Here is an 11,972-nt window from a genome sequence, read left to right on the forward strand (position 1 = left end):
AGAAGTTGTAAGCTATATTAGGTAATCGAAAGCGGTATCGTTTGACATTATTATGTTAAATGCATATACTATTATTGTAAAAGAAAATAAAGCCTCGGTAGGGGAGGTTACTACAAGGATATGGGTTGCTGCCGTAAAAGAGTGGAAACATTCTGAACTGGTCAGCAGGTTTTGCCGAACAAAGAAGGCTTAACCTAATGCAACTTCACCGCCTTGCAGAGCCAAAACTTGAACGAGTTAGCAAAGGGAATATACCTTCGTCATGTTCAAATTTTGGCGGAGGTTTTTTATTTATCTAAATTCAAAAATATTGAGTTTCATTGGAGGTGAGAAGAATGGAAATTGGCGATAGTAGTATGGACAGTGGGGGGACGAATATACGCTGTAAAATAGAAGAAGGTTTGGAAACTATGCTTTTTCCACTCTTCTTAATTAGGAAATAAAGAAGTTTTCTTTGTATCATTCTTAATTTAGTGTTAAGCGTTTCTTTCATACCTTTCACTGTTATCTATGAAGTGTTTAGTCGAATTCTATTAAGATTCCATTTATTCTAAAAATTAATAATGGTTTTAGTTATGGGTTAAAAACAGTTTTTTTGACCCTTAGTATTCTATTGTCTTTAAGGAGGTATGAAACATGAAAAAAAGAAACATGAACATTCAAAGCACTGAAAATATAAAAGAAAGACTATTAAATTATAGTAAAATGCATATAGAGGATATTTATAAATTGTTTAGCACAGATATTAAGGGAATTGCAACTTATGAAGCTGAAGAGAGAGCAGGGAAATATGGACTAAATCAAGTATCTCATGAAAAGCCATCACCATGGTATGTTCAATTATTTGAAGCTTTTTTTAATCCATTTATAATAGTACTGATTATACTAGCAGTGGTTTCTTTAATTACAGATGTAATAATTGCTAGTCCACAGGATAGGAGTTGGAGAACAGTTATTGTTATAGGAACAATGGTGGGAGTTAGTGGTGTATTAAGATTTGTACAAGAATATAGATCAGGTAAAGCTGCAGAACAATTAAAAGCATTAGTTAAAACCACTGCAGCTGTATGTCGTAATGATATAGGTACAAAAGAAATAAATATGTCAGAGATTGTACCTGGAGATATAGTTAGTTTAGCAGCTGGAGATATGATACCAGCAGATGTAAGAATAGTAACTTGTAAAGATTTATTTATAAGCCAATCAGCTCTTACAGGAGAATCAGAACCAGTAGAAAAGTTCCAGGCTGTAAAGAATACAGATAAAAATATAAATGTATCAGACCTTGATAATATATGTCTTTTAGGAACAAATGTAATCAGTGGAACAGCAACTGCTGTAGTAGTAGGTACTGGAGATAGTACTTATTTTGGATCCATGGCAGCTTCATTAGTTGGACAAAGAGCACAAACTAGTTTTGAAAAAGGAGTAAATAGCGTAAGCTGGCTTTTAATTAGATTTATGATGGTTATGGTTCCAATAGTTTTCTTTATCAATGGAATAACAAAAGGAGACTGGCTAGAAGCACTATTATTTGCAATATCTATTGCAGTAGGATTAACTCCAGAAATGCTTCCAATGATAGTAACAACAAATCTTGCAAAGGGAGCTATTGCCTTATCTAAAAGGAAAACAGTAGTAAAAAGACTAAATGCAATTCAAAACTTTGGAGCTATGGACATTCTTTGTACAGATAAAACTGGTACATTAACTTTAGATAAAATTGTAGTTGAAAGGCATTTAGATATTCACGGCAATGAGGATGATAGAATTTTAAGGCATGGATATTTAAACAGTTATTATCAAACTGGGCTAAGAAATCTAATGGACGTTGCAATTTTAGAGTTTGGAGGAGAAAAGGGATATAATGAATTAGAGAAACACTATTTAAAAGTAGATGAAATTCCATTTGACTTCACTAGAAGAAGGATGTCTGTAGTGCTACAGGATAAGGAAGGAAAAAGACAGCTTATTACTAAAGGTGCAGTGGAAGAGATGCTTTCCATATGTGCTTTTGCAGAATATAGGGGAAAGGTAGTAGAGCTAACAGACAGTATAAAAGAGGAAGTTATAGCTATGGTGGATAGTTTAAATGAAGATGGAATGAGAGTTATAGCTATAGCACAGAAAAATGATATACCAGACGAGCACAGTTTTGGAGTTAAGGATGAAAGTGACATGGTCCTAATGGGATATATAGGATTTTTAGATCCACCAAAGGACTCTGCAGCTGCTGCTATAAAGGCTCTTAATGATCATGGAGTAAAGGTTAAGATATTAACTGGAGATAACGATGCAGTTACAAAGAAGATATGCAGTGAAGTAGGAATAGAAATAAAAAATATACTTCTTGGAACTCACATTGAAGATATGACAGATGAAAAGCTTGCAGAGGTAGCAGAGGACACAACAGTATTTGCTAAATTGTCACCAGTACAAAAGTCAAGAATAATAAAAGTACTACAAAGCAAAGGACACATTGTAGGATATATGGGAGATGGAATTAATGATGCTCCTGCACTACGTGAATCAGATGTTGGAATTTCTGTTGATACAGCAGTTGACATTGCTAAGGAATCAGCGGATATAATTTTACTTGAAAAGAGCCTTATGGTATTAGAAGAAGCTGTAATTGAAGGAAGAAAGATTTTCGGAAATATAATTAAATATATAAAGATGACAGCAAGCTCAAACTTTGGTAACGTATTTAGTGTTTTAGCAGCAAGTGCATTCTTGCCATTTCTACCTATGCTTCCAATTCATTTATTGATTCAAAATTTAATATATGATGTGTCTCAGATTTCAATTCCTTGGGACAGAATGGACGAGGAGTATATTAGAAAGCCAAGAAAATGGAATGCAGATGATATAGGAAAGTTTATGATGTTCATTGGACCTATAAGTTCTATTTTTGATATAATAACTTATCTAGTAATGTGGTATGTATTTAAGGCTAATACACCAGCAGCACAGGGACTATTCCAATCAGGATGGTTTATAGAAGGGCTATTATCTCAAACACTAATAGTTCACATGATTAGAACTAAGAAAATACCATTTATACAAAGCAGAGCATCAAAACCAGTATTGCTTATAACAGTAGTAGTTGTAGCTCTAGGTATTTGTATTCCATTTACAGTGTTTGGAGCATCAGTAGGGTTAGAGCCATTACCATTAGCTTATTTTCCATGGCTTATTGGAATATTATTATGCTATTGTCTATTAACTCAAATTGTAAAGAAATTATATATTAAGAAATTCAACAGGTGGCTATAGCGTTGTTTTAAGAGATTGATGACTTCGTATAATATCGAAAATAATTCTAAATTTAGTATAACAATTATAGCTAAACTTTCATTAACTCGCAAAGCTCAGACAAATGAAAGTTCTTAACGCTACAAAAGTTATACTAAATAAGAATTATAATTTCTCATTATAATGAACTCAACAATCTTTAAAACAGCCTTAACCTACTAATGGAAAGTTTTAAATGAATGTAAAAATCAACATTCATTTAAAACAGAACAAATAAATATAAATAAGAAAAGGATTGTATATGAAAAGCATAGTTATTTCATCAAATAGTAGCGGTGGTGGAAAAACCACAGTAACTTTAGGAATTATGAAAGCTCTTATAAATAGAGGATATGGAGTCCAGGGATATAAAGTGGGACCAGACTATATTGATCCTGGATTCCATAAAAATATTACATCTAAAGACTCTAGAAATTTAGACCTATTTCTTATGGGAGAAGATGGAGTGAAGGCTGCATATAGCAGAGGAGAAGGTGACTATGGTGTTGTTGAAGGAGTAATGGGCTTATACGATGGTATAGGTATAACATCAGAATATTCAACAGCATCAGTTGCTAAGCTCCTTAACTTACCTATAATATTAGTAATAACTCCAAAAGCTCAAAGTGTAACTCTTTGTGCCGAAATAAACGGGCTTGTTGGCTTTGAAGATGCAAATATAGCAGGAATTATCCTAAACAATATTAGTGAAAGCTATTATAAACTTTTAAAAAGTGCTATAGAAAAAAACTGCAGTAAAAAATTAAAAGTGTTAGGATACCTACCTCAAAATGAAAATATTGAACTTAAAAGCAGACATTTAGGGCTTGTACAAAGCAGTGAAGTGGAAGAATTAGATAAAAAAATTCAGCTTTGTAGTGAATTAATAGAAAGACATGTAGATATAGATCTTATGTTAAAGTGTTTTAAGGAAACTGAAAAATTTAAAGATAATTATCATGTTAAAAATATAGGATTAAGAACTGCTATTGCCTACGATAAAGCTTTTAGTTTCTACTACAAGGAAAACATAGAGCTCCTTGAAGAACTAGGACATGTAGAATATTTTAGTCCTTTGAAGGATGTGGAATTGCCTAAAAATATAGATTTTCTTTATTTAGGTGGTGGATATCCAGAAGTTTTTATAGATGAATTAAGCAGCAATAAGGAAATGCTAAACAGCATAAATACAGCTTTGGAAAATGGACTAACTGCTTATGCTGAATGTGGAGGCCTCATGTACCTCTGTCAGCATATAGAAGGAAAAAATTCAGTAGGCTTTTTAAAAGGAGATGCTTACATGAGCCAAGGACTTAAAAACTTTGGCTATGCTGAAATTAGAGTAGATAATGAAAACTCGATGCTTAAAAGAGATCTACATATAAACTGTCATGAATTCCATAAATCTTATGTAGAGTTAAGGGAAAAAACTATATATACTTTAGAAAAGGATATGTATGATGGTACAACAAAGAAATGGAAGTGTGGTTATGTAAAAAACAATACATTAGCAGCTTATGCTCATACTCATTTTTTTGGTAATATGGATTTTTTAAAGCAAATTATAACAAATAGAAGGTGTGATTAAATGGAGAATAATCTATTTGAAAAAGGATACATTCATGTTTATACCGGAAATGGAAAAGGAAAGACTACAGCTGCTTTAGGACTTTCATTAAGGGCAGTATGCGCAGGAAAGAAGGTATTCTTCGGTCAATTTATAAAAGGCATGGAATATAGTGAGCTTAATGCACAAAATATTTTACATAACTTTAAAATGGAGCAGTTTGGGAGAAACTGTTTTATATATAACCAGCCGCAAGAGGAAGATATACATAAAGCAGAAGAGGGACTTAATAAAATAGAAGAAATTTTGACTAGTGGAGATTATGACATAGTAGTTCTAGACGAACTTAATATTGCTCTGCACTATAAACTTTTTAGTGTTGATAGAGTTATAGAAATATTAAAAAACAGAAAATCAAATATTGAAGTGGTTATTACAGGAAGATATGCACCAGAGAAAATTATAGAACTAGCTGACCTTGTAACAGAGATGAAGGAAATTAAGCACTATTACAAAGATGGAGTTGAAGCAAGAACAGGAATAGAAAAATAATAAAAATATTCACTGAAATTAATGCCTTTACATAGTATAGAGTATGAACAATTTAAATGGAGTGTGTTTTAGTGATATATGCACTAATATTAGCCGGAGGAAAAGGGACAAGGCTTTATCCACTATCTCGTGAAAAAAGCCCAAAGCAGTTTTTAAAGGTCATCAATGAAAAAAGTTTTTTACGTAATACTGTAGATAGAATTACTCCTATTGTTAATAAAGAAAATATATATGTTGTTACAAATAGAGATTATATAGATAAAATAAAACAAGAGTTATGGGATATTAACGAAGAAAATATATTTATAGAGCCTGCTAATAAAGAGACCGCAACATGTATAGGCCTTTCAGCAATTAAACTTTTAAAGAAAGATAAAGATGCTGTTATGTTAGTACTTCCATCAGATCATTTTATACAGCAAGAAAAGCTGTTTACAGATACTCTTCAGCAAGCAGTTGAGATTGCAGAAAGAAGAAGAGGTCTTATAACCATAGGAGTAAATCCTACAAGACCTGAAACCGGTTATGGTTATATTCAAATGGGAGATAGAATAGCAGGATATATCCCAACCTTTAAGGTAGCTAGGTTCACAGAAAAACCTAACCTTGAAGTTGCAAAAGATTTTTTGCTTGATGGAAATTACTTATGGAATAGTGGAATGTTCGCATGGAGAGCAGATGTATTCTTAAGGGAGATGGAAAAGTATCTTCCTAAGATGTATAGAAGCCTCATGGAGATATATAAAGATGTTGGAACAGAGGAAGAAGAGAAAACTACAGATGAGCAGTATAACCTAATAGAGGGTATTTCTGTAGACTTTGGTATTATGCAAAAGACCAGAAAAGCTTATGTTATAAAATCCGAATTTGAATGGGATGATATAGGAAGTTTTTCTTCTATGTGCAGATTCTTGGGTAAGTTGAGAGGAAACAGTGTAATGGGAAATACTTTTCTAGAGCAAAGCGAAGATTGTTTTGTCTTTGGAAAAGATAAATTAATAATAGGTTTTGGAATAAAAGACCTTATTATAGTAGATGCCGGGGATGTACTTCTTGTCATGGATAAAAACAAGGATCAAGAGATAAAGCATCTTGTGAATATGATAAAAGACCAGGAAAAGTATGATGGTTATTTATAGTTTAGATAAAGAGGATTCTTAGCTTCAGGTGGAGTTTTTTTCTCCAACTGAAGCTTAGAAGCCCTTATCTAGGGACGTATCAGCCGTTATCTCCCACTTTAGAATTTGGAGTATTACGGATGGTAGTCATCAGATAAAAGTATATTGGATGTAAGAATAAAATTAGACCCATTAAGAAAACACAGAAAGGGAAGAGTGTTTTTTTGGTGGGTTAGTTTTTGTATTATTTAAAATGAAGGGCAAGCTGTTCATTTGCAATAGTCATATAAAAACCACCTTCCTGATGAGAAGATTTATATCTTATTCACACCAAGAAAGTGGCATTTATTAACTCTATGTTTCTTATAAGTTACATTTTAAATTAGAAAAGTTATAATACTAGTCTAAATATATTTGTATTGCGTCTATTGGCTGACCGAAAATACCTGCATAGCCGTTATTGCCATCAGCTGAATTGTATCCAGTTACATATGGTAGCCATGTACCAGTTGTTCTTAAATGAACTCTGTAATGAACAGTTTTTCCAGTATCAGTTTTAACCATTAAGGCGTCGATAGGTTGTCCCTTTATACCTGCGTAATCACTTCTGTTTGCTACTTCAGCTAACCAGCTACCGCCTTTAACATGTACTTTGTAGTATATATTTCCGCTTGATAAACTAGCATATACACAATCAACATCATGTCCATATATTCCAGCATAATCTGTTGTGTTAACTACATTAGGTAACCATATTCTGGTAACATCATCATATGTTTGATATGTTACATTTATAGTGCCTGTAGATCCACCACCACCAAAAAAACTATACCATTCTTCAGCCCAAACACCTCTTTGAGGTTGATCAGGATTAGCAGGTCTTTCATAGTTATTAATAAAAACTTTTGCTAAATAAGTAGGGCTACTTGTACTCTGAGTGAATTGTCTAAAGTTCATTGGATAGGCACTTGTTGCATAAAACTGTTGACCATTTTCAAGTTCCCATTGTATCCTCCTACATTGTGTATCAACAGTTCTATAATCTAGCCCATTTGCATTTGCCCAATTAGTAAGATTAGATTTAGGAGTCCATTGTACTAAGCCGTATCCTCCACCTCCGCCATATTCATCTAAATCTGCAATAATTCCAGATTCTCCTTGCATATTTCCCAACATACCGCAAATAGCATTGCTTGTCCATCCTCTTGCTCTAAAAAATGAATATATATATCTTGCGTTATCTGTCATGTTTTCTGCCATTTTATATTACCTCCTAATTATTAATTGATTAATTTTTAAAGATGTAAAACTCAATCAAGCTTGATTTTGTATACACCTATAAAGAAGGTTTTAATAGGTATTTTGTAAACCAATAATAAAAATGTTTTTACTTTTATAGGAAAAATTGGTCTAAAAAGAGAGGGGAAACATTAACACTAGTCCAATAACAATTGATAGAATATTTGAAGCAGCTATAAACTGTATTGAAGTGTATATAATTTAGGAGAAGGAAATAATATAAACTGACTTGAATGCAAAGGAGGATAGTTATTATGTCTTTATTTAATAAAAAATCAATAGCAGCAACTGCCGTAGCTTTATCATTACTTCTTGTTGCTGGCTGTTCAAGTATAACTAGTAGATCATACATCAATTTAAATGGAGCAAAAGCAAATACTGAATCTAATGCTTGTACAACTGCAGGTAATTCTCAAGAAAAAAAGGTCTCTTATGACAATGACGTGAAAGATAAAGTTTCTTCAGATCAAAATATTTCAGAAAAAGTTAAAAATTATATTATTAGTGGTCAAGAAAATAAACCAGAAGCACAAAAAATAAAATGGAGTAGAACATTCTTAGATCGAGTTGATATTGAAAGTTTATATAAGAAATATATAGCTAATGGAGGCCGCGCTGACGACTTAGAGAGCTTTGCCAACTATATGACTCTAAATGCACCTATCCCTAGTGACTGGCAAGAGCTATTTAAAAAAGATTTATATGAGGAGTATGGGGAAAAAGTGGTCAAAATAGAACATTTGAAAGATGATTTATATCAAGCATATATTGAAAAAAATGGTTCTCAAATACCTTATGTTGTAGTTTCATCAAGAACCGGTTACTTTCATGGATAGTTATTTATGAAAAATGTATATACGATTCATGAAGTTAATGATAATGTTCCATTTAAGAATATACTAAATAGAGGGTATTTCTGCGGCTGTGGTATTAAGCAAAAAACTAGAAATGAATATTTTATATAACAATAAAATGAAACCCATTAAGAAAACACAAAAAGAGGAGTGTTTTTTTAATGGGTTAGTTTTGGTATTATTATGATGTTGAAATCTTTAAGCAGTTTGACAAAATTGTCAATTTTTTAGTACAATTAATATTTATAAATGATTGGATATATTCAATAAAATATATGGATTACAATTACAAAAACCTTCATATGATTGATAAATTTTATACCTACATATTCCACAAGAGAAAAGAGGATTTACAATGAGAACAGATAAACTAACTATTCCTACAAAAAGATTTATTTCATATGGCATTGGACTTCTGATAGTATTTTGCTTTATTTTTTGGAAGTTTGCTGAGGAACTTATCGAAAAAGAGTTACATACCTTTGATATGACTATAATTAATTTTATTCAATCCTTTATTTCAGCTGATAATACTAGAACTATGAAGCTATTTACTTTTATGGGATCAACAACAGCTATAATTGGATTAGCAATTTTAGTTATTTGCCTTATGATGTTAAATAAAAAATGGTGGGAAACTCTTTTCTTTACTATGGCTGTAGCAGGTTCTTCCATATTTAATTTATTCCTAAAGTGGATTTTTCACCGTGCGCGACCAACTATTCATCCACTTATAGCGGAAACTGGATACAGCTTCCCTAGTGGTCATTCTATGGTGTCCTTTGCCTTTTATGGAATGTTAGCTTACTTTTTAGTACTCTTTCTTACAAATAGAGTGGCTAAAAAGATAATTGTAGTTGCTTTTTCACTTCTCATATTTCTAATAGGTATTAGCAGGATATATCTAGGAGTACATTATCCTAGTGATGTAATAGCAGGATTTTCTGCTGGTGGAGTATGGCTAATCTTTTGCTTGATGTTTCTTAAAATAGTATTGGATATAAGAGGAAAAAACAGCTATACCAATTAATTATAATATAAACAAAGTTCTTGGCTTCAGAGGGAGTATTAGATCGGGTAGTCATCGGATAAAAATTTAAGGGTCACAGAGTTTAAAACTCTGTGACCTTTTATAATGTAGAATTTAAATAATATACAGCTCTTTTAATTTAAACTTGGAGGAAATAATAAAAAAATATAGAATAAATATACAATATTAGGGAGATTGATAAAAAAAGTATATTCTATTTGGCTATTTTATTCAGGACATTTCATATAATTTAATAATTAATATATCATAATTTCTGAGGGCTTAAAAATATCTTCATATTTTAGAGTATTATAGAGTTTCATAAACTATAATTTTAGGAGGTTAATTTGGATAATTTTATTTTTCAAATTAGAGATTTAAAAAGTTCTGATTTTAAAGGAGATAGCATAAAAAGTCTAGATTTAGATTTAAATCTAGATGTAAGAGCTAATGAAGTTCATGCTTTAATAAGTGATAATGATTCTATAACAAAAAAACTTATGGAGATTATTTTAGGACAAGTTAAAAATGTAGAAGGAAAAGTAATATTTAAAAGTAGAGATTTTGACGTTTCAGAAATTTCAAAAATTGATAACATATCATTTTTATCTCAAAATTCAATGCTAATTGAGAATTTATCCATTGCTGAAAATATAGCATTGAAAGGTTTTCCAAAAAGAAGGTTTTTGCCCTTTATTAACTGGAAAAAGGTTAATAAAGAAGCAAAAGAATTATTAGAAAAATTAAATTTTCCAATAAATTATAGAATTAAAGTATCTAGACTATCTAATGAAGAAAAAAAGCTAGTAAATATAGCTATAGCTTTTTCAAGTAATCCAAAATTAATAATTATGTATAATCCTACAGAGGGTTTAAGTTCTAAATCTGTTCAAAAGTTATATCAAATAATTGATAAATATAAAATGGATGGGAAAAGTATAATCTATATTACTAAATTATGGGAGGAAGCTTTGAAAGCTTCTGATAGGATTTCAATAATGTTAGATGGTAAGATAAAGAGAACCATCATGACTGAGGATGCTATAAAAAACCCTCAACAATTACTAAATATTTTAGGTAGGCATAATTATAGAAGTAGTGAAGTAAATGTGTACCATGAGAATGAAGAAGTTTTAAATGCTGTTTTTAAAGCTGCTGAATTTTTGACTTCTGAATATGAGTTAAATGATGTATTACTGTTACTATCTAAGCAAGTTACAAAGTTTATGAACGCTGATGAATGTATTACTTATTTAATTGATGAAGGGACAAATACCATTATAGATACCTTAGAATTTAAAGTTAAAGAAGAATTAGAAGGCAAACTAAAAAAAGAGTTTATTTTAAACATTGCAGAAAAGAAAAAAATATACTATTCCAATAAACATGAGAAAGACTTTTTTTCAATTTTTGAACTAAATAATAGAGTTAAAACAATTATTTGCATCCCTATTTTGATAAGATCTCGGGTAACGGGAGTTATCCAGATTTGTTATGAAAGTTTATATACTCATTCTAAGGATGAAACAAAATATTTATCAACTTTTGCAAGACATGCTGCACTAGCAATTGAAGATACAAGATTGATGGGGAGGTCAGCGCTGCTTCAAGAAAGTCATCATAGGATAAAAAACAATTTGCAATCTATTATAAGTATTATATCTTTGCAAAAACAAGTAAAAGATGATGATATTCAGGATAAACTAAATGATATCTTGGATAGTATCATTTCACGTGTTAAAAGTATAGCAGCAATACATGATTTATTGGCTAAGGATAAATTGGGCAGAAGCATAATTAATATTAAGGATATAGTAGAAATAATAGCGGATTTTTTTAGAAGTATGAATTCAGAATTGAAGATTAAATTAGAATTAGATGATATATTTATTCCATACAATAAGGCTACTTCAATTGCTTTAATTATAAATGAATTAATCAGCAATTGTGTAAAACATGCATTTCCTAATGGGGGTACCGGATTTATTAGCGTAAAGTGTAAAAGGCTTAAAGAAATTATATTACTATCGGTTTACGACAATGGTGTAGGAATTTCCCACAATTTTAATATAGATAAGGTAGATAGCTTAGGTGTATCTATAGTTTCTTCTATTATAAGATATGAATTTAAAGGAAATATAGAATTTATAGTAAAGGAAAAAGGAACAGAAGTTAAGATTGAATTGCCAAATGAAAAGGTTTTCGTTGTCTATAATAAAAATTTAAATTCTAATGAATAGGAAAGATTTTTTAAATTT

9 protein-coding genes and 1 riboswitch are annotated in these 11,972 nt (G+C 30.9%); of the genes, 8 read left to right on the forward strand and 1 reads right to left on the reverse strand.

All coding sequences use genetic code 11. From position 1 onward, the window contains the following. The first annotated feature begins 86 nt into the window (after nucleotides 1–86). Nucleotides 87–248, forward strand: a riboswitch (M-box (ykoK) riboswitch). Between the two features lie 388 nt (nucleotides 249–636). The 4 genes from mgtA to ACWW38_RS12015 all read left to right on the forward strand — a co-directional run bounded on the left by mgtA (nucleotide 637) and on the right by ACWW38_RS12015 (nucleotide 6,552). Continuing rightward, a complete protein-coding gene (gene mgtA, locus ACWW38_RS12000; protein WP_456257789.1) occupies nucleotides 637–3,276 on the forward strand; it encodes a magnesium-translocating P-type ATPase in 2,640 nt (879 codons plus the stop codon). Nucleotides 3,277–3,556: 280 nt separating this feature from the next. Next, nucleotides 3,557–4,882: a cobyrinate a,c-diamide synthase gene (locus ACWW38_RS12005; RefSeq protein ID WP_456257790.1), complete on the forward strand. Its 1,326-nt coding sequence runs from the start codon at nucleotides 3,557–3,559 to the stop codon at nucleotides 4,880–4,882. After that, a complete protein-coding gene (gene cobO, locus ACWW38_RS12010; protein ID WP_456257791.1) occupies nucleotides 4,883–5,413 on the forward strand; it encodes a cob(I)yrinic acid a,c-diamide adenosyltransferase in 531 nt (176 codons plus the stop codon). It begins immediately after the preceding gene. A 71-nt stretch (nucleotides 5,414–5,484) separates the two neighbouring features. Further along, nucleotides 5,485–6,552: a mannose-1-phosphate guanylyltransferase gene (locus ACWW38_RS12015; RefSeq protein WP_456257792.1), complete on the forward strand. Its 1,068-nt coding sequence runs from the start codon at nucleotides 5,485–5,487 to the stop codon at nucleotides 6,550–6,552. A 378-nt stretch (nucleotides 6,553–6,930) separates the two neighbouring features. Here the strand turns inward: ACWW38_RS12015 and ACWW38_RS12020 are convergent, their stop codons facing one another. Then, on the reverse strand, nucleotides 6,931–7,791 hold the full coding sequence (locus ACWW38_RS12020) for a phage tail tip lysozyme (RefSeq protein WP_456257793.1): 861 nt from the start codon (nucleotides 7,789–7,791) through the stop codon (nucleotides 6,931–6,933). Between the two features lie 293 nt (nucleotides 7,792–8,084). On the opposite strand from ACWW38_RS12020, the gene ACWW38_RS12025 reads away from it, so the two are divergent. The 4 genes from ACWW38_RS12025 (at nucleotide 8,085) to ACWW38_RS12040 (ending at nucleotide 11,954) form a co-directional block, all read left to right on the forward strand. Continuing rightward, entirely contained in the window at nucleotides 8,085–8,666 is a 582-nt protein-coding gene (locus ACWW38_RS12025; protein ID WP_456257794.1) for a hypothetical protein, read from the forward strand. A gap of 6 nt (nucleotides 8,667–8,672) precedes the next feature. Further along, the gene (locus ACWW38_RS12030; RefSeq protein ID WP_456257795.1) at nucleotides 8,673–8,795 is read left to right on the forward strand and encodes a hypothetical protein; all 123 of its coding nucleotides are present in this window, start codon (nucleotides 8,673–8,675) and stop codon (nucleotides 8,793–8,795) included. 244 nt (nucleotides 8,796–9,039) lie between these two features. Further along, nucleotides 9,040–9,714 (forward strand): phosphatase PAP2 family protein, encoded by a 675-nt coding sequence (locus ACWW38_RS12035; RefSeq protein WP_456257796.1) that lies wholly within the window; start codon nucleotides 9,040–9,042, stop codon nucleotides 9,712–9,714. A 347-nt stretch (nucleotides 9,715–10,061) separates the two neighbouring features. Continuing rightward, nucleotides 10,062–11,954: a histidine kinase dimerization/phosphoacceptor domain -containing protein gene (locus ACWW38_RS12040; protein WP_456257797.1), complete on the forward strand. Its 1,893-nt coding sequence runs from the start codon at nucleotides 10,062–10,064 to the stop codon at nucleotides 11,952–11,954. Nucleotides 11,955–11,972 lie beyond the last annotated feature (18 nt).

It is taken from the genome of Clostridium sp. JNZ J1-5, assembly GCF_053901425.1.